The following is an 18,049-nucleotide window of genomic DNA, read 5'->3' on the forward strand; positions in this document are numbered from 1 at the left end:
CCCATTTATCGACACGGCGCGTGGCTGCTGGGTCCCGGCTCTGCGCAGCAACGCAAAGAGCGCTGCAGAGCGTCCGGGACACGGGCCGCTCCTCTGGCGGCACAACGGCGCAAAGAAAAGGCCCGGTCGCGATCGCGGCCGGGCCTTCGTCGTGAGAGTTGATTGCGTCCGATTACGCGGCGGTCGAAGCCTTCCGCGCGGCCTTCTCCTGCGCGGCGTCGGCCTCGTCCTTGCGGATCTCCGACAGGCGCTTCTGCACTTCCGCCGAGAAGATGTACTGCGCCGGACGCTGCTTGCTCATGTCGATCTCCGGCGCCATCGGGCCGGTGGTCCTGATGCCGCGCAGCGACACCCACATCGCCTTGATCGGGTTGTTGAGGGCTGCGGTCGCCGCGGTCGGCTCGTAGCCGCAATGGGCCATGCAGTCGGCGCACTTCTCGTACTTGCCGGTGCCGTAGGTTTCCCAGTCGGTGGTGTCCATCAGCTCCTTGAAGGTTTTTGCGTAGCCTTCACCGAGCAGGTAGCAGGGCTTCTGCCAACCAAAAATGTTGCGCGCGGGCATGCCCCACGGCGTGCACTCGTATTCCTGGTTGCCGGCGAGGAAGTCGAGGAACAGGCCGGAATGCATGAAGTTCCACTTCTTGCCCTTGCCCATCGCAAAGACGTCGCGGAACAGCTTCTTGGTCTTGGTGCGGTTGAGAAAGTGCTCCTGGTCCGGCGCGCGCTCATAGGCGTAGCCGGGCGACATCGAGACGCCGACGCCGAGCTCGACGGTGAGGTCCAAGAACTTCGCGATCTCCTCGGCCGGATGGCCGTCGAAGATGGTGGCGTTGACGTTGACGGTGAAGCCGCGCGCCTTGGCCGCCTTGATCGCGGAGACGGCGCGGTCGAACACGCCCTTCTGCGACACCGCCTTGTCGTGGTGCTCCTTCAGGCCGTCCAGATGCACCGAGAAGAACAGGTAGGGCGAGGGCTCGAACAGGTCGAGCTTCTTCTCGAGCAGCAGCGCGTTGGTGCAGAGCGAGACGAACTTCTTGCGCGCGACGAGGCCGCGCACGATCTCGCCGATCTCCTTGTGGATCAGTGGCTCGCCGCCGGGAATCGCCACCATCGGCGCGCCGCATTCGTCGGCGGCGTCCCAGCACTCCTGCGCCGTCATGCGGCGGTTCAGGATCGCATCGGGATAGTCGATCTTGCCGCAGCCGACGCAGGCGAGGTTGCAGCGGAACAGCGGCTCCAGCATCAGCACGAGCGGATAGCGTTTGCGGCCAAGCAGTTTCTGCTTGAGCAAATAGCCGCCGATACGCATTTCCTTGAAGAAGGGGATAGCCATTACGAGTTTCTTTCTGGGCTTGGAATTGGGGTGGGTCAGCTCGCAGCCAATTGGGCCGGAAGCCGGAATTCGATGTTTTCCTCGCGGCCCGGCAGCACCTGGACCTTGACCGGTCCGATCCGCCGCATCGCTTCGATCACGTCATCCACGAGTACCTCGGGCGCCGAGGCGCCGGCCGTGACGCCGACGGTCCTGGCATCTTTCAACCACTCCGGATTGAGCTTGCTGCCGTCGGCAATCAAATAACTCGCGACACCGGCTTCAGTGCCGATTTCGCGGAGCCGGTTCGAGTTCGAGCTGTTGGCAGCGCCCACCACCAAGATCACGTCGACCAGCTTGCTCAAGTCCCTTACCGCAGATTGGCGGTTCTGTGTCGCATAGCAGATATCCCGGATATCCGGGCCTTGAATATCTGTAAAGCGGGCTTGGAGGGCCGCAATGATGTCCCTTGTGTCGTCGACCGACAGGGTGGTCTGGGTAATGTAGGCCACTGGCGTATCCGCCTGCAGCGTCAAGGCGTTAACCTCTTCGACGCTCTGGACCAGCAGCACGGAGGCGGGAACCTGGCCCATCGTGCCCTCGACCTCGGGGTGGCCGGCATGGCCGATCAGGATCAGGGTACGGCCCTTGGTGATGTAGCGCTTCCCCTGATTGTGAACTTTCGTGACCAGGGGACAGGTGGCATTGAGCACCGGAAGGTCGCGCGCGGCGGCCTCTTCCTCGACGCTGCGGGCGACACCATGGGCGCTGAACACGGTCACCGCCTTCGGCGGAACCTCGGACAGCTCCTCGACGAAGATCGCGCCCTTGTTCTTCAGGCTCTCGACGACGTACTTGTTGTGCACGATCTCATGGCGCACGTAGACGGGCGGGCCGTACTTCTCCAGCGCCCGTTCCACGATCTCGATCGCACGCACCACGCCCGCGCAGAAACCGCGCGGTTGCGCCAGATAAACTTCCATTGGACGCCCATCACGCAAGTTGCACCAATCCGCTTCTCAAGTCCCCGGCGGCACCCCGATACTGACCAATGAGCTGCAATATCCGCACCATCGGCTTCTCGCACGCGGTAACTGCCCACCCCTGTCGGGGCTCCGGTGCATGGAGGCGCAATACTTTGTGTCAAAAAATCGGCAGCAAGGAAAGACCGAATGAACTTTGGTTCCCTGCTGGATCAATTTATCGGTATCATAGTAGAGGGCATCTCCGTGAGCAAATGGGCGTCATTTGTGCCCACTCCTTCGTCACGTTCCCGCCTCAACTGACCGGCTATACCGACCGACCCGCATGATTTTGCCGCAGTCTGTCGCTGTTTACCTCGAACCTCCTTGCGGCGAGAACCACTCAAAACAGCAATAGGTTTCGCCCGGGAACTCCGATAAACAGCGGACGTTTCCGGCAAGCCGTTAACCGCAGAAAGAAAAGAAGTGCTGCAAAGCGTAGTCGTTGCCGTCGTCAGGGCCTGCACCCGGTTTGCCTCCCTCGTCGTCATTCTCGGGCTCCTGCTGGCGGTGGGGGCGGGCTACTACACGTCCCAGCACTTCGCCATCAATACCGACATCAATTCGCTGATTGCCCAGAATCTGGACTGGCGCCAGCGCGACCAGCAGTTCGATCGCGCCTTCGACCGCGATGCGACGATTACGGCGGTCGTCGAGGCCAAGACGCCGGAGATGGCGACCGCGGCTTCGGACGCGCTCTTTGCCAAGCTGAAGGACGACAAGACCAACTTCCAGTCGATGCAGCAACTCGGCACCGGCGAGTTTTTCGAGAAGAACGGCCTGTTGTTCCTGCCGACCGAGGAAGTCAGCAAGATCACCGGCCAGTTCCAATCCGCAGCGCCCCTCATCGAGATCATGGCGGGCGATCCCTCGATCCGCGGCCTGACCGGTGCCCTTGAAACGGGACTCGCCGGCGTCAAGCGCGGCCAGGTCAAGCTCGACAATACCGAGCGACCCTTCAACCTGATCGCGCAGACGGTCGAGACCGTGCTCAACAAGGGCAATGCGAGCTTCTCCTGGCGCGAGCTCGTCAGCGACGAGCCGCTGACGGATTCGGACAAGCGTGCTTTCATCGAATTCAAACCGGTCCTCGACTACAACGCGCTGGAGCCCGGCAAGGGCGCCACCGACGCGATCCGCAAGGCCGCGATCGATCTCGATTTTCCGACCAAATACCAGGCGCGGGTGCGGCTGACCGGTCCGGTCCCGATCGCCAACGAGGAATACGCCACCGTGCAGGAAGGCGCCGTCGTCAACGGCATCGGCACGGTTCTCGTCGTGCTCCTGATCCTGTGGCTGGCGCTGCATTCGGCGAAGATCATCTTCGCGGTGTTTATCAATCTCTTCGTGGGCCTTGCCTTGACGACCGCAGCCGGCCTGATGATGGTCGGCTCGCTCAATCTCTTGTCGATCGCATTCGCGGTGCTGTTCGTCGGCCTCGGCGTCGACTTCGGCATCCAGTACAGCGTCCGCTACCGTTCGGAGCGCTACAAGCACAACGATCTCTCGGGCGCGCTGGTGCTGGCGGCCAAGCGCTCGGCGATCCCGTTGTCGCTGGCGGCGATGGCGACCGCGGCCGGCTTCCTCTGCTTCATCCCGACCGACTACAAGGGTATTGCCGAACTCGGCCAGATCGCGGGCGTCGGCATGCTGGTCGCCTTCGTCTCCTCGATCACCATCCTCCCGGCGCTGCTGAAGCTGTTGAATCCGCCCGGCGAGAAGGAGCCGGTCGGTTACGCCTTCCTGGCGCCGCTCGACTATTTCCTGGAAAAGCACCGCGTGCTGGTGGTGGGCGGCACGCTGCTGCTGGCGGTCGCCGGCCTGCCGCTGCTCTACTTCATGAAGTTCGACTTCAACCCGATGAACCTGCGCAACCCGAAGGCCGAATCGATCGCGACTTTCCTCGACCTGCGCAAGGATCCCAACACCGGCGCCAACGCTATCAACGTGATGACAACGTCCGAGGAGCAGGCGAGGCAGGTCGAGACGAAGCTGGAGAAGGTCCCCGAGGTGCTGCGGGTGATGTCGCTCAACAGCTTCGTGCCGGAGGACCAGCCGCCGAAGCTGAAGCTGCTTGCGCAGGGCGCCAAGGTGCTGAACCCCGCGCTCAATCCCGACCAGATCGACGCTGCGCCTTCGGACCAGGAAAACGTCGATGCGCTGAAATCCTCGGTCGACAATCTGCGCCGCACCGCGGGTGATGCGAAGGGCGCGGGTGCGGTCGCCTCGCGCCGGCTGGCGGACGCGCTCGAAAAGCTCGCCAATGGCGACGAGGCCACGCGCAACAAGGCGCAGGACGTGTTCATCACGCCGCTGAAGATCGCGTTCGACCAGCTCAGGAATGCGATGCAGGCCGACACGGTGACCCTGAAGTCATTGCCGCCCGACCTCGTCAACGCCTGGAAGAGCAAGGACGGCATCATCCGCGTCGAGGCGCTGCCCAAAGGCGATCCCAACGACAACGACACGCTGCGCAAATTTGCGGCGGCAGTGCTCGTTGCCGAGCCGACCGCGATCGGCGGGCCGGTCTCGATCCTGAAATCCGGCGACACCGTGGTGAGGGCGTTCATCCACGCCGGCATCTATGCCCTGCTGGTGATCGGCCTGTTGCTGTGGATCACGCTGCGCAGGTTCGTTGACGTGCTGATGACGCTGGTGCCGCTCCTGGTCGCCGGCGCGGTGACGCTCGAGATCTGCGTGCTGATCGGCCTGCCGCTCAACTTCGCCAATATCGTCGCGTTTCCGCTGCTGCTCGGCGTCGGCGTCGCCTTCAAGATCTATTATGTCGTGGCCTGGCGCTCGGGCAGGACAAACCTGCTCCAGACCAGCCTGACACGCGCGATCTTTTTCAGCGCGCTGACGACGGCGACCGCGTTCGGCAGTCTGTGGCTGTCGAGCCATCCTGGAACGTCCAGCATGGGCAAGCTGCTCGCTCTCTCGCTGGTGACGACGCTTGCCGCAGTGCTGCTGTTCCAGCCGGCCCTAATGGGCAAACCCCGCAATCTCAGGGAGTAGGCAGATGTCGCCGACCGGGTCGGAGGCACTCTTCTGACCGGGCTTGGCTGCGCCGGCGGCCTTCGGGGCTGCTGACGCAGGCGCCGCGGCCATGGCACCCGTCGTTGCCTGGGCTTTCGGCGCCGCGCCGGTGGACTTCGGCATACCCTTGGCCATGGCGTTGGCGGGACTCAGGGGAATCGGCGGCCCGACCCGGGTCCAGGTCTCGCCGCCGCAGAGGAAGCCCATCACGCAGCCCTTGATCTCGAGCTGATCGGTCCCGGCCGGCGTGATGGTTGCGCTGTAGAGCTGGCCGTCCTTGGCGTTGTAGACCTGTCCTTCCCACTGATCGACGCCGGCCTTCTTCTTCATGTCGATCAAGGTCGGCATGCCAAGCGTCGGCCTGTTCTTTTTCGAGGCATCGGGATTGTTCTCGTCGCGGCCGCCGGGCTGTTTCTCCCAGGAAACCGCGCCCCACATGCTGCCATTGCATTGGGCGACACGAATATTGGCGACGCCGTCGGCGACCCGCCAGTCGCCGGTAGGATCGGCGGCGAGCGCCGGGGTCAGGCCGGTGAAACCGCCAGCCAGTATTAGTCCGGTGTAAAGGGCTAAACGCATGATAGTTCCTTGGCAGTGCAACATGTCCTAAAGCTGTGCTTGCGAAGATGGTCCGAAAAAGGGCAAAAGGCCGCACAGACCGTTTTCAGCAACGGTCCCTTTTCAGTTGACGAGACTGCCCTCAACCGAAGTATGTAGCGGATGCCCAGCCCAAATCCAGACATGTCTCAGCTATTCGCGGACCGTCAGGCCCAGCGCAGCGCCCTGCATAATCGGCATCTGAACGAGCAGTTCGTTCGGGTCCTCAAGACCATCGGTTACGACGTCGGCTTCCAGAAGGGGCAGGGGCAGTACCTCTACGACCGCGACGGGGCACGCTATCTCGACCTGTTGTCCGGCTTTGGCGTGTTTGCGATCGGGCGTAATCATCCCGTCATGCGCGAGGCGCTCAAGAGCGTGCTCGATGCCGACCTGCCCAACCTCGTCCAGTTCGACGTCTCGGTGCTCGCCGGCGTGCTCGCCGAGCGGCTTCTGAAGTACGTCCCCTATCTCGACAAGGCGTTCTTCGCCAATTCCGGCGCCGAATGCGTCGAAGCCGCGATCAAGTTCGCCCGCGGCGCCACCGGCCGGCCCGGCATCGTCTATTGCGCCCACGGCTATCATGGCCTGACCTATGGCGCGCTGTCGCTGACTGGGGATTCGAACTTCCGCACCGGCTTCGAGCCGCTGCTGCCGGGCTGCACCTCGATCCCGTTCAACGATCTGGCCGCGCTCGAAAAGGCGCTGGCCTCGCGCGAAGTCGCAGCCTTCGTCGTCGAGCCGATCCAGGGCAAGGGCGTCAACATGCCCACGGACGAGTTCCTGCCGGGGGCGGCGGCGCTCTGCAAGAAATACGGCACGCTGTTCGTCGCCGACGAGATCCAGACCGGCATGGGCCGTACCGGCCGCTTCCTCGCGGTCGAGCACTGGAACGTCGAGCCCGACATGGTGCTGCTGTCGAAGTCGCTGTCCGGCGGCCACGTGCCGGTCGGCGCGGTACTGACGCGCAAGAGCATCTTCGACAAGATTTTTAATCAGATGGACCGCGCGGTTGTGCACGGCTCCACCTTCTCCAAGAACGACCTCGCGATGGCCGCCGGCATCGCCACGCTCGACGTCATGGAATCCGAGAAGCTGATCGAGTCCGCCGCCAAGCGCGGCGCCGAGCTGCGCTTGGCGCTGACGCGCATGGTGCCCGGCTACGAGCTGATGAAGGAAGTGCGCGGCAAGGGCCTGATGATCGGCGTCGAGTTCGGCCCGCCGAAATCGCTGAGGCTGCGGGCTTCCTGGAACGTGCTGGAGGCCGCCAACAAGGGCCTGTTCTGCCAGCTCATCACCGTGCCGCTGTTCAAGGATCACAAGATCCTGACCCAGGTGGCCGGTCACGGCAGCCATACCATCAAGCTGTTGCCGCCGCTGACCATCACCGAGGAAGATTGCGGCTGGATCGAGCGCGCCTTCGACGACGTCATCGCCGGCAGCCACAAGGTCCCCGGCGCGATCTGGTCGCTCGGCAAGACGCTGGTGGACAACGCGGTGAGACGTTCGGCCTGATTTTTTGCCGAGACGTTTCCGCAATCGTCATTGCGAGCGAAGCGACTTGTCCGCCGAAGCCTTTGGCGAAGGCGGAAGCAATCCAGACTCTGTTCGCGGAGGCAGCCTGGATTGCTTCGTCGCTTCGCTCCTCGCAATGATGTTGTGGGGTAGAGCTATTCCTCCACATTCGCCTTCATCGCCGCGTCGAACTTGTCGACGAACTCGGCGAGTTCGTCGTTGCCGATGTCGCTGACGGCCCAGAAGTTCAGGCCGCGCTCGCCCCAGCGGCGGCAGTTGAAGCCCTGCATGGTCTGGGTCTTCGGCGGCCGGTGTTCGGTGCTCGAGGTCTGCGATACGAACAGGTTGATCACGTGCTGCCGGCGCTTGTAGACCACGGCGCCGATGGCGCGGGCGTCGATATAGTCGAGCCGGCCGCCGACCAGCGTAAAGCCCTGCGCGGTGAGATCGATCACGGGCGGGGCGACGTCGAGCTTGCCGTTGAACCACGGCTTGACGGTGTGCTGGTCCGTGGAAACCACGTCGATGAGATGACCGGCCTGGAGCGAGCGCAGATGGGCGGAGACAACCTCCGACAGGATGCGCTGCTGGTCGTCCTGGCGCAGCACCACGGCGACGACGCCGGAGGCGGCGAGCGCGGAGACGGCCGAGCCCATCGCGAAACCGCGCAGCACGGAGCGGCGGGTCGGCTGACGGCGCTCAGGCTGCGGCATCGAGGCCTCGATGCGGGCGCGCAGGCTCGCGGGTGCGGCGTAGCGTAAATTCGTATCGGCGAGCACGCGCTGCATGTCGCGCTGTGCTGCGAGCTCGGCGGCGCAGGCCGGGCAGCTGGCGACATGTGCTTCGACCTCGCGCGCGTGGCCGGCATCGAGCTCGTTGTCGAGCAGCGCGTGAAGCAGGATCCTTGCTTCGTCGCAATTCATCTTGCTTGCTCCTCTTCCGCCGTCCAGGCCGCGCGCAGCATGGCGCGGGCGCGGGCGAGGCGGGACATCACGGTGCCGACGGGCGCGCCGACTGCCTCGGCGATTTCACGATAGGACAGGTTGTTGATCTCGCGCAGCACGAATGTCTCCTTGAACGGCTCGGCCAGCGCGTCGATCAATTTGCGGATCGTGCCGGCATCGCGGCTGCGCAGCACTTCGGTTTCCGGGCTTGCCTCGGTCTCCTGCCATATCGGCGTCTGCTCGGCGGCACCGGGCATATCCTCGATCGCGCTGGGCCTGTGCGCGCGCCGCGCATATTCCGCGTTGCAGACGTTGCGCAGGATCGCGAACAGCCAGGGCTTCATCGCCGGCCCACGATAGCTGTCAAAGTGCTTCAGCGCGCGCAGATAGCACTCCTGCACCGCATCTTCGGCGTCGGAGGCATCGCGCAGCAGATAGCGCGCGAGCGTGTAGACGTCGTCGAGATAGGGCAGCGCCGCCTCGCGGAAGCGCTGCGCCTTCTGCAAATCTTCGTTGGCGGGCATCGCTCCTCGCTTTGCCTCTTGTTCTGCTCGTCGCGTTGTTTCGTCCCTGAGCGTGACCGAAGGCACACGCGCCCGGCCGGCGTGGGACCACCGGCCGGGCAGGACGTTGATGCCTTGGTTTGAGATGTTACTCAACCTTGATCATCCCCGTCATGTGCGGGTGCAGCGAACAAAAATACTTGTAGTCGCCCGCATTGGTGAAGGTGAACGAGAACTTGTCGTCGGTGTCCAGGGTCTTGGACCTGAACTTGCCGGCCGACACCACGGTGTGGGGAATGTCGTCCCGGTTGGTCCAGGTCACGGTGGTGCCGACCTTGATCTTGAGTTCGGCCGGCTGGAAAACGAAATTGTCGATATGCACGTCCATGTCGTCGGCACGGGCAGCTGTTGCGGGCAACAGGATGGCCGCGGCCACAGCGACACCGAAGTCGCGGCGATTGAGTGTCTTCATTGTCAGCTTCCGTTCAGCCCTGGACTCAGCCCTGCAGCGGCGTGTCGATGATCGCGAGCCGCTGCTCGTTCTGCTTGAAGTTGACGCTGGCAACGCCGAGCATCGAGCGGAGCCTGGCGTCCTCGACCTTCATCGGCCCGGGCGAGGGAGCCGCCCCGGGCGCCGGCTGCGGGAAGGCCGTTGAGCGCGCGGTGTGGAAGGTCACGTTGCCCTCGACCTTCTGCATCACTTGATGGATGTGGCCGTTCAGCACGGTGACCGAACCGAAGCCTTTCACCTGTTCCAATGCGCGGCCGCCGTCCTCGGTGCCCCAGCCCCATTCGGGATAGACCGTCCAGAGCGGGATGTGGGCGAACAGCACGATCGGGGTGGATTTCGACTTGCCCCGCAGATCGTCTTCGAGCCAGGCGAGCTGCTCGGCGCCGAGATTGCCGAGGCCGCCGGCCTTGAGATCGACGACGTTGACGAGGCCGATGAAGTGCACGCCGCCGGCGTCGAAGGAGTACCAGCCCGCACCCTTGGTGCCGCGGCCGTAGCGCTCGCGATAGAACTTCACCTCCTCGTCGAGGAAGTCATGCTCGCCGGGCACGTAATGCACGTCGAGCTTGCTCTGCGAGATGATGCGTTCGGCATTGTCGAACTCGGCGGCCTTCGACAGGTGCGTGATGTCACCGGTGTGGATCATGAATGACGGCTTGACCGGCATCGCGTTGATCTTGCCCACGGCTTCCTCCAGCGTGCCGAGCGCATTGGGATTGGCTGGCTTGTCGAAGCCGACATGGCTGTCGCTGATCTGGAGGAAGGTCATGCCGGGCGCGGCCGCGGTCGCGGCTTGCGCGGAATCGATGATGCCGAGCGAGCGCGGCACCCCGCCGGTGATGGTCCAGAGCACGCCAGTGCCGGCCCAGGTCATGCATTCCAGCACCTTGCGGCGACTCAAGCCGTCGTCGCCGTGATCGTGTCCGCTCATCGCGTATCTCCACTTCGCCCGGAATTGGGCTTCGGAGAGGTGATTGAGGGAGGGGTGGGTTTATTCGCGGGAGGCGATGACGTTTTCGTGAAGTGGTGGGAGCGGGGCCCGGATTTCGCTGCGAGACTGGGCTACGCGTTCAACGCGCATCCTCCAAAATCATCGCGGCGCCTTTCTCCGCAATCATCGCCGTCGGCGTGTTGGTGTTGCCCGAGGTGATGGTTGGCATAATCGAGGCATCGACGATACGCAGGCCGTCGAGCCCGTAGAAGCGCAGGCGCTCGTCGACCACCGCCATTGGATCGTTTGCCGCGCCCATCTTCGCGGTGCCGACGGGATGGAAGATGGTGGTGCCGATATCGCCGGCGGCTTTGGCAAGCGAGGCGTCGTCATCGCCGACGGAGGGGCCGGGCAGATACTCGCTCGGGTGGTACTTTGCGAGCGCCTTCTGCTGCATCAGGCGGCGGGTGGTACGGATGGCATCGGCGCCGACCTGGCGGTCGTCGTCGGTCGACAGATAGTTCGGCGCGATGATCGGCTTTTCGTCTGGGCTAGCTGCGCGCAGGCGCACGGTGCCGCGCGAGGTCGGCTGGAGATTGCAGGCGCTGACCGTGATCGCCGGGAAGCGGTGCAGGGGATCGCCGAACTTGTCGAGCGACAGCGGCTGCACGTGGAACTGGATATTGGCGCGCGCGCGAGTCGCATCGGAGCGTGTGAAGATGCCGAGCTGCGACGGCGCCATGGTCAGCGGGCCGCGGCGGCGGAAGGCGTAGTCGAGCCCCATCAGGCCGCGGCGGAACAGATTGTAATAGGTTTCGTTCAACGTGCGCACGCCGTCGACCTTGTAGATCGCGCGCTGCTGGAGGTGATCCTGAAGATTGCGACCGACACCGGGCTTGTCCATGACGATGTCGATCCCGAGCGGCGACAGCCAGTCGGCGGGCCCGATGCCGGAGCGATGCAGCACCTGCACCGAGCCGATCGCACCCGCGGAGAGGATTACCTCACGTTTTGCACGCGCTTCCATGACCTCGCCATTCTGGATGAAGCGTACGCCGACGGCGCGACCCTGCTCGATGATGAGGCGCTCGACCAGCACGTGCTTCTCGAGCCGCAGGTTGGGGCGGTTCAGCGCGGGCTTGAGGAAGCCGCGGGCCGACGACCAGCGCCGGCCGCGCTTCTGGTTGACGTGGAAATAGCTGGTGCCTTCGTTGTCGCCCGTGTTGAAATCCGGGATGCGCTTGATGCCCATCTCCTCGGCGGCGTCGCCGACGGCATCGAGAACGTCCCACGACAGCCGCGGCGCCTCGATGCGCCAGCCGCCGCCCGTGCCGTGATGTTCGCTGGCGCCGAGGAAGTGATCCTCTAGCCGCCTGAACAGCGGCAGCACGTCGTCATAGCCCCAACCGGTCATGCCGAGCTGGCGCCAGTGATCGTAGTCGGCGGCCTGGCCGCGCATCGAGATCATGGCGTTGATCGCGGAGCAGCCGCCGATCACCTTGCCGCGGGGATAGGCAAGCGAGCGGCCGTTCAGGCCCGGCTCGGCCTCGGTCTTGAACATCCAGTCAGAGCGCGGATTGCCGATGGCGAAGAGATAGCCGACCGGAATGTGGAACCAGATCCAGTTGTCGTCGCCGCCGGCTTCGAGAATGAGGACGCGGTTTTTCGGATCGGCCGAGAGCCGGTTGGCGAGGATGCATCCCGCCGTGCCTGCCCCGACGACAATGTAGTCAAACTCACCTTCGAGCCGGCTTGGCATTCTGTTTCCACCCAATAAGCGCATCATGTCCGGGCTTGTCCCGGGCATCCACGCACTTTCCGTCCTAATAGTCAGACGCGGACGGCCGGGACAAGCCCGGCCATGACGAGAGGACAGGGTTACCCTCGGCCCGCGGCAGTTGGGTGGACTGGCGCTTGCATGGTAGACAGTCCTGCATTTTCAACAAAGCTTGAGACCCTCCATGCCCATCGTGAACCGCGTCGCCGACCTTCAACCCGATATTCAGGCCTGGCGCCGGGACATCCATGAGCATCCTGAGCTGCTGTATGACGTCCACCGCACCGCAGCATTCGTCGCGGACCGGCTGCGCGAATTCGGCTGCGACGAGGTCGTGACCGGCCTTGGCCAGACCGGCGTGGTCGGCGTGATCAAGGGCAACAAGCCGGCCGGCGAAGGGCTCAAGACCATCGGCCTGCGCGCCGACATGGATGCGCTGCCGGTCGAGGAACAGACCAACCTGCCTTACGCCTCGAAGATTCCGGGCAAGATGCACGCCTGCGGCCATGACGGCCACACCGCGATGCTGCTTGGGGCGGCCCGCTACCTCGCCGAGACCCGCAATTTTGCCGGCGATGCTGTCGTGATCTTCCAGCCGGCCGAGGAGGGCGGCGCCGGCGGCGCGGCCATGGTCAAGGACGGGCTGATGGAACGCTTCGGCATCGAGCAGGTCTACGGCATGCACAACGGCCCGGGCATCCCGATCGGCTCGTTCGCGATCCGCCCGGGTCCGATCATGGCAGCGACCGACGAGGTCGACATCATGATCGAGGGCCTCGGCGGTCATGCCGCGCGTCCGCACAAATGCATCGATTCCGTGCTGGTCGGCGCACAGGTGATCACTGCATTGCAGTCGATCGTGGCGCGTAGCGTCGATCCGCTGGAATCGGCCGTGATCTCGATCTGCGAGTTCCACGCGGGAAATGCCCGCAACGTCATTCCGCAAACTGCGACGCTGAGGGGCACCATCCGCACATTGTCGCCGGAGGTGCGCAAGCTCGTCGAGAAGCGCGTGCACGAGGTTGTCGCTGGCGTGGCGCAGATCACCGGTGCCAAGATCGACCTGCACTACAAGCGCAACTATCCGGTCGTGAACAACCACGCCGCGGAGACCGAGGTGGCGCGGCGTATCGCAAGGCAAGTTGCGGGAGATGCCAATGTGCACGAGATGCCGCCGCTGATGGGCGGCGAGGATTTCGCCTACATGCTGGAAGCGCGCCCCGGTGCCTTCATCTTCTGCGGCAATGGCGACAGCGCCGGCCTGCATCACCCCGCCTACAATTTCAACGACGAGGCGATCGTGTTCGGCACGTCCTACTGGGTCAAGCTGGTCGAGGAATCGCTGGCGGCGTCGTAGGGCTGAATCCGAGCACAAATGATAAGGGCCCGTGCATCGCACGGGCCCTTTGTCCTCGAGTGATACGATTGTTCAGAACACCCGCGAGAACATGTAGTACAACGCTCCCGAGATGATCATCGCTGCCGGCAGGGTGAGCACCCAGGCCATCGCAATGTTGCGGATCGTCGCCCATTGCAGCCCCGAGCCGTTGGCGGCCATGGTGCCGGCGATGCCTGACGACAGCACGTGCGTTGTCGAGACCGGCAGACCGTAGCCGTCGGCCGCGGCGATGGTGGCGGCCGCGGTGATCTCGGCGCAGGCCCCTTGCGCGTAAGTCAGGTGCGTCTTGCCGATCTTCTCGCCGACCGTGACGACGATGCGCTTCCAGCCGACCATGGTGCCGAGGCCGAGCGCAATGGCGACCGCGATCTTCACCCAGCCCGGGATGAATTTCGTGGCGCTATCGAGCGAACCCTTGTAGGCGTTGAGCACGCTTACTTCGTCGGCGCTGAGTTCGGCTTCCTTGTCCTTCATCAGAAAGCGGAGCGCTTCCGAGGCGAGGTACATGTCGTTGCGGGTGTTGCCGACTGCTTCTGCCGGTACCTTCGCGAGCGAGCCATAGGTGGTGACCTGCTTGGCGATATCACGCACGAGAACGGCAAGTGACGGGAAGGTTCCACCGTTGACCTCGTGCTGAGCCACATAATTGGTGACGGCCGGCCGCGGGTTGCCGATCACGTTGTAGCCGGCGGCTTTGGCTTCGATCACCTTGCTGGCAGCGGCCGAGTTATTGACGAACGCCTCGATCTGTGTTTCCGGCAGCGCGCGGTTGAGCGCATAAGCCGTCGGCACGGTACCGATCAGGATCAGCATGATCAGGCCCATGCCCTTCTGGCCGTCATTGGAGCCGTGGAAGAAGCTGACCAGCGTGCAGGTGAGTATCAGGATGCCGCGGATCCACAACGGCTGCGGCTGGTCACCTTTGGGTTCACCGAACAGGGCAGGCGTGGCGCGCAGGAGCACGCTGCGCAGGATCAACAGCAGGACGGCAGCAAGCGCGAAGCCGAATAGCGGCGAAAGCAGGAGTGCCTTGCCGATATTGGTTGCCTGCGACCAGTCGACACCCGATGTGCCGCTACGGCCGTGCAGCAGCGCGTTCATGATGCCCACGCCCATGATCGAGCCGATCAGCGTGTGCGAGCTTGAGGCCGGCAGTCCAAAGTACCAGGTACCGACGTTCCAGATGATGGCCGCGATCAACAGCGCGAACACCATGGCGAAACCGGCGCTGGAGCCGACCTGGAGGATCAACTCGACCGGCAGCAGCGAGACGATGCCGAACGCGACCGCACCGCTCGAGAGCAGCACGCCGAACAGGTTGAACATGCCGGACCACACCACGGCGACATGGGCGGGCAGCGAGCGCGTGTAAATCACGGTCGCGACCGCATTGGCCGTGTCATGGAAGCCGTTGACGAACTCGAAGCCGAGCGCGATCAACAGCGCGACGAACAGAAGGATGAAGGGCGCGTAGGTCTTAACCTGTGTACCGGTGGCATCGACGTCGACCCAGATGCTGTAAGCAACGAACAGCAGCGCCGCAGCGATGACGCCCAGGTACACGATACCGGTGAGCGGATGAAAGCCGCGATCGAGGTCCGGGCCCCTGCCCAAGGCCGGTTCGATGGAGCCGGGCAAAGCAACGTCACTCATTGAAAATTTCTCCTGTCCCTGTGCTTCGATTTTGCGCGAGGCATGTGACAGGCGGTTGAAATGGGCGACTTGAAATGAGGGGACTTCTCGGTCGCATGGCGCCCTGCAGCAGGGCGCAGGTCAGGCCGCGCGTACGGCTTTCTTCTGCAACGACCCGGCGATCTTCAGATCTTCGACAAAGAGCTGATATTCCAGCGCTTTGTCTTCCGGATCGGGCAGCCGCAGCAAGTAAGATGGGTGCACCGTCACCAGCGCTTTGCGTCCGTCGGGAAGGTCGATGAGCCGGCCGCGGGTCTTGCCGATGGGGGTGATCCTGCCGAACACGCTTTGCGCGGCGGTAGCGCCCATCGCCACGATCAGATCGGGCTGGATTGCCGAGACTTCCCGTTCGAACCATTGCCGGCACGCTTTGATTTCAGGCGTATTCGGCTTCTGGTGCAGGCGGATCTTTCCGCGCGGCACGAATTTGAAGTGCTTCACCGCGTTGGTGACATAGACCTTCTTGCGATCGACACCGGCCTCCTCCAGCGCACGGTCGAGCATCTGGCCGGCCGGGCCGACGAAGGGATGACCGGCGAGGTCTTCCTTGTCGCCGGGCTGTTCGCCGACCAGCATGATGTTGGCGTGCTTCGGGCCCTCGCCGAACACGGTCTGGGTCGCGTCCTTGTAGAGATGGCAGGCGCGGCAATGCGCGGCTTCCTCACGGAGAGCTTCGAGATCGTTTGCGGAAGTCTTGCGAGTCATCGGAGCCTCCGGCCGCTTTTGGGGCTTGTGCGGATCGGTTGCGGCATTGGCGATCATGGCGCCGGTCATGCGCTCGGCGTCCTCGATCAGAGGCTTAATGATCGAAGCCTCGGGCAGGTTCCTCCAGTATTTCTTCGGCATCTCGGCCTGCATCGCCTTCACCTTGAGCCGGGCGGGATTGAAGATGCTGGCGTAGTAGCGCCGCCAGGTTTCCTCGAGCCGGTCTTCGCCCGGTGCCTCGCTCTTGCTGACTCCCGGCGTGAACGAGAGCGCATGGCCGTCCCAATGCGCACAGAGGTCCGGCGTCAGGATCGACCAGGGCATGTCGGCAAAGCGCTTGGCGAAGAATGGCGCGGCGAGTTCGACGATGTGATGCTCCGGCTCGAACCAGGCGACATAATGCGCCTCGCGTTCGCGGCCGATCTCGCGGAAGCGCACGAAGGCATGCATCTTGTGCTCGTCGCGATGGACGGCTCGGGCCATCGCAGTGACCAGCACGACGTCAGGATCGATCGCGACCTCGATCAGATCGTGATGGTCTTTCAGGCGCCAGAGCAGGCGATAGAGGATCGCAAAGCGTTCGGGATCGCGATGCAGGATCGCGGCCTTGGCGAGCTCGACGAATTTGCCTGATACGTTGAAGGTGCCGTCGTTCACCGCGAGGATCGGAGACGGCGCTTGCGGCGCGAATAATTCTGCTTCGCGGCCTTGCACGGTCCAGGCGACATCGGTGGGCTGCACATGATGAAGCACGAGGCTGCGCGCAGCTTTGCGCCAGCCGTCGAAATCGGTTTCGTGATCGAGGATGATGTAGTGCATCAGAAGCCAAACCCCAGTTGTGTTGCCTTCGGCCTGAACCGTTCGATCAACCCGGCAGCATCGAGACGATGCGGGGCGGGCCTGTGATCGCTGAGGACGATGAACGGCAGGACCTTGTTGCGAGGCACGTGCAGCCGGGCGAGATCGGCGAGGCGGATTGTGGTGGTGCGCCGCGTCGCGATGATGCGTTCGACCGCCCTGGTGCCGAAGCCCGGCACGCGCAGCAGCTCCTCGCGGCTGGCGCGGTTGATGTCGAGCGGAAAGCGGTCGCGATGGCGCAGCGCCCAGGCGAGCTTCGGATCGATGTCGAGCGGCAGCATCGCGCTGTCGTCGACGATCTCGCCGACATCGAAGCCGTAGAACCGCATCAGCCAGTCGGCCTGGTAGAGCCGGTGCTCGCGCAGCAGCGGCGGCTGCACCAGAGGCAAGGCGCGGCTGGCGTCGGGGATCGGGCTGAAGGCGGAATAATAGACGCGCCTTAACTTGTATGAGCCGTAAAGATTGGAACTGGTGTGGAGAATGGTGTGGTCGGAGGCGCTATCGGCGCCGACGATCATCTGCGTGCTTTGGCCGGCGGGCGCGAAGCGTTGCGGCCTGGCCTTCGTCTTTGCTTTGCGGCTGTCCTCGGCCTCGTCCAGCTTCAGCCGCAGCCGGCCCATGGTACGGCGGATCGCGCGCACGTCCTTCTCCGGCGCAAATTGCTGCAGGCTCGTCTCCTCGGGCATCTCGATGTTGATGGAGAGACGATCGGCATATTTGCCGGCCTCCGCGATCAGCGCGTCGTCGGCCTCCGGAATGGTCTTCAGGTGGATGTAACCGCGGAAGTGATGCTCCTCGCGCAGTTTGCGCGCGACGCTCACCACCTGCTCCATGGTGTAGTCGGGGCTCCGGATGATGCCGGAGGAGAGAAACAGCCCTTCGATGTAATTGCGCCGGTAGAAGTCGAGCGTGAGCTTGACCACCTCCTCGACGGTGAAGCGGGCGCGCGGCACGTTGGAGGAGGCGCGGTTGACGCAATAGAGGCAATCGTAATTGCAGGCGTTGGTCAGCAGCACCTTCAGCAGCGAGATGCAGCGTCCGTCAGGCGCGTAGGAATGGCAGATGCCCATGCCGGGCGCGGTCGAGCCCATGCCCTTGCCGTCGCTGGAGTCCCGCTTCTCGGTGCCGCTGGAGGCGCAGGACGCGTCGTACTTGGCAGCGTCCGCCAGGATTTCCAGCTTGCGTTGCACGTCCATGTTTGAATCCCTTTGATTCCGCTCATGAATCCGACAGAGCGCCAATTCGAT

14 protein-coding genes are annotated in these 18,049 nt (G+C 63.8%); 3 read left to right on the top strand and 11 right to left on the bottom strand.

Going from position 1 to position 18,049, the window contains the following annotated elements; genetic code table 11:
• Positions 1–172: 172 nt before the first annotated feature.
• Together hpnH and ispH are read right to left on the bottom strand one after the other, a co-directional pair.
• On the bottom strand, positions 173–1,333 hold the full coding sequence (gene hpnH, locus JQ572_RS10100) for an adenosyl-hopene transferase HpnH (protein ID WP_211382854.1): 1,161 nt from the start codon (positions 1,331–1,333) through the stop codon (positions 173–175).
• 35 nt (positions 1,334–1,368) lie between these two features.
• On the bottom strand, positions 1,369–2,295 hold the full coding sequence (gene ispH / locus JQ572_RS10105) for a 4-hydroxy-3-methylbut-2-enyl diphosphate reductase (RefSeq protein WP_211382855.1): 927 nt from the start codon (positions 2,293–2,295) through the stop codon (positions 1,369–1,371).
• Positions 2,296–2,760: 465 nt separating this feature from the next.
• On the opposite strand from ispH, the gene hpnN reads away from it, so the two are divergent.
• Positions 2,761–5,349, top strand: a complete 2,589-nt coding sequence (gene hpnN, locus JQ572_RS10110; protein ID WP_211382856.1) for a hopanoid transporter HpnN — start codon at positions 2,761–2,763, stop codon at positions 5,347–5,349.
• On the opposite strand, the gene JQ572_RS10115 is transcribed toward hpnN, so the two are convergent.
• Positions 5,317–5,949 (bottom strand): DUF2147 domain-containing protein, encoded by a 633-nt coding sequence (locus tag JQ572_RS10115; protein ID WP_211382857.1) that lies wholly within the window; start codon positions 5,947–5,949, stop codon positions 5,317–5,319. The two genes, hpnN and JQ572_RS10115, sit on opposite strands and share 33 nt — an antisense overlap.
• Positions 5,950–6,090: 141 nt before the next feature.
• Between JQ572_RS10115 and hpnO the strand changes: the two genes are divergently transcribed.
• Complete coding sequence (hpnO, locus tag JQ572_RS10120) at positions 6,091–7,482, top strand: aminobacteriohopanetriol synthase HpnO (RefSeq protein ID WP_211382858.1); 1,392 nt, start codon at positions 6,091–6,093, stop codon at positions 7,480–7,482.
• A gap of 155 nt (positions 7,483–7,637) precedes the next feature.
• Here hpnO and JQ572_RS10125 read toward each other — a convergent pair whose 3' ends face one another.
• The 5 genes from JQ572_RS10125 to JQ572_RS10145 all read right to left on the bottom strand — a co-directional run bounded on the left by JQ572_RS10125 (position 7,638) and on the right by JQ572_RS10145 (position 12,130).
• Complete coding sequence (locus JQ572_RS10125) at positions 7,638–8,405, bottom strand: anti-sigma factor family protein (RefSeq protein WP_211382859.1); 768 nt, start codon at positions 8,403–8,405, stop codon at positions 7,638–7,640.
• Positions 8,402–8,950: a sigma-70 family RNA polymerase sigma factor gene (locus JQ572_RS10130; protein WP_211382860.1), complete on the bottom strand. Its 549-nt coding sequence runs from the start codon at positions 8,948–8,950 to the stop codon at positions 8,402–8,404. The genes JQ572_RS10125 and JQ572_RS10130 overlap by 4 nt, the downstream gene beginning before the upstream one ends.
• 127 nt (positions 8,951–9,077) lie before the next feature.
• Positions 9,078–9,401, bottom strand: a complete 324-nt coding sequence (locus JQ572_RS10135; RefSeq protein ID WP_211382861.1) for a cupredoxin domain-containing protein — start codon at positions 9,399–9,401, stop codon at positions 9,078–9,080.
• A 25-nt stretch (positions 9,402–9,426) separates the two neighbouring features.
• A complete protein-coding gene (locus tag JQ572_RS10140) occupies positions 9,427–10,371 on the bottom strand; it encodes a metallophosphoesterase family protein (protein ID WP_211382862.1) in 945 nt (314 codons plus the stop codon).
• Positions 10,372–10,510: 139 nt separating this feature from the next.
• Positions 10,511–12,130: a GMC family oxidoreductase gene (locus tag JQ572_RS10145; RefSeq protein ID WP_211382863.1), complete on the bottom strand. Its 1,620-nt coding sequence runs from the start codon at positions 12,128–12,130 to the stop codon at positions 10,511–10,513.
• A 202-nt stretch (positions 12,131–12,332) separates the two neighbouring features.
• On the opposite strand from JQ572_RS10145, the gene JQ572_RS10150 reads away from it, so the two are divergent.
• Positions 12,333–13,505, top strand: coding sequence for a M20 aminoacylase family protein (locus tag JQ572_RS10150; protein ID WP_211382864.1), 1,173 nt, complete (start codon positions 12,333–12,335; stop codon positions 13,503–13,505).
• Positions 13,506–13,577: 72 nt separating this feature from the next.
• Here the strand turns inward: JQ572_RS10150 and JQ572_RS10155 are convergent, their stop codons facing one another.
• The 3 genes from JQ572_RS10155 to JQ572_RS10165 all read right to left on the bottom strand — a co-directional run bounded on the left by JQ572_RS10155 (position 13,578) and on the right by JQ572_RS10165 (position 17,998).
• Positions 13,578–15,200, bottom strand: coding sequence for an inorganic phosphate transporter (locus tag JQ572_RS10155; RefSeq protein ID WP_211382865.1), 1,623 nt, complete (start codon positions 15,198–15,200; stop codon positions 13,578–13,580).
• A gap of 120 nt (positions 15,201–15,320) precedes the next feature.
• The gene (locus JQ572_RS10160) at positions 15,321–16,763 is read right to left on the bottom strand and encodes a UdgX family uracil-DNA binding protein (RefSeq protein ID WP_211382866.1); all 1,443 of its coding nucleotides are present in this window, start codon (positions 16,761–16,763) and stop codon (positions 15,321–15,323) included.
• Complete coding sequence (locus JQ572_RS10165; RefSeq protein WP_211382867.1) at positions 16,763–17,998, bottom strand: putative DNA modification/repair radical SAM protein; 1,236 nt, start codon at positions 17,996–17,998, stop codon at positions 16,763–16,765. Before JQ572_RS10165 ends, JQ572_RS10160 begins: the two co-directional genes overlap by 1 nt.
• Positions 17,999–18,049: the final 51 nt, after the last annotated feature.

Origin of the sequence: Bradyrhizobium sp. SZCCT0153 (genome assembly GCF_018129995.1) — a bacterium.
GTDB lineage: Bacteria > Pseudomonadota > Alphaproteobacteria > Rhizobiales > Xanthobacteraceae > Bradyrhizobium > Bradyrhizobium japonicum_G.

Bases quoted from the DNA above. Each gene is read 5' to 3' on its own strand.
- JQ572_RS10165 (WP_211382867.1), bottom strand. From the start codon at position 17,998: ATGGACGTGCAACGCAAGCTGGAAATCCTGGCGGACGCTGCCAAGTAC.
- JQ572_RS10160 (WP_211382866.1), bottom strand. From the start codon at position 16,763: ATGCACTACATCATCCTCGATCACGAAACCGATTTCGACGGCTGGCGC.
- JQ572_RS10145 (WP_211382863.1), bottom strand. From the start codon at position 12,130: ATGCCAAGCCGGCTCGAAGGTGAGTTTGACTACATTGTCGTCGGGGCA.
- JQ572_RS10135 (WP_211382861.1), bottom strand. From the start codon at position 9,401: ATGAAGACACTCAATCGCCGCGACTTCGGTGTCGCTGTGGCCGCGGCC.
- JQ572_RS10155 (WP_211382865.1), bottom strand. From the start codon at position 15,200: ATGAGTGACGTTGCTTTGCCCGGCTCCATCGAACCGGCCTTGGGCAGG.
- ispH (WP_211382855.1), bottom strand. From the start codon at position 2,295: ATGGAAGTTTATCTGGCGCAACCGCGCGGTTTCTGCGCGGGCGTGGTG.
- JQ572_RS10150 (WP_211382864.1), top strand. From the start codon at position 12,333: ATGCCCATCGTGAACCGCGTCGCCGACCTTCAACCCGATATTCAGGCC.
- hpnO (WP_211382858.1), top strand. From the start codon at position 6,091: ATGCCCAGCCCAAATCCAGACATGTCTCAGCTATTCGCGGACCGTCAG.
- JQ572_RS10130 (WP_211382860.1), bottom strand. From the start codon at position 8,950: ATGCCCGCCAACGAAGATTTGCAGAAGGCGCAGCGCTTCCGCGAGGCG.
- JQ572_RS10125 (WP_211382859.1), bottom strand. From the start codon at position 8,405: ATGAATTGCGACGAAGCAAGGATCCTGCTTCACGCGCTGCTCGACAAC.
- hpnH (WP_211382854.1), bottom strand. From the start codon at position 1,333: ATGGCTATCCCCTTCTTCAAGGAAATGCGTATCGGCGGCTATTTGCTC.
- JQ572_RS10140 (WP_211382862.1), bottom strand. From the start codon at position 10,371: ATGAGCGGACACGATCACGGCGACGACGGCTTGAGTCGCCGCAAGGTG.
- JQ572_RS10115 (WP_211382857.1), bottom strand. From the start codon at position 5,949: ATGCGTTTAGCCCTTTACACCGGACTAATACTGGCTGGCGGTTTCACC.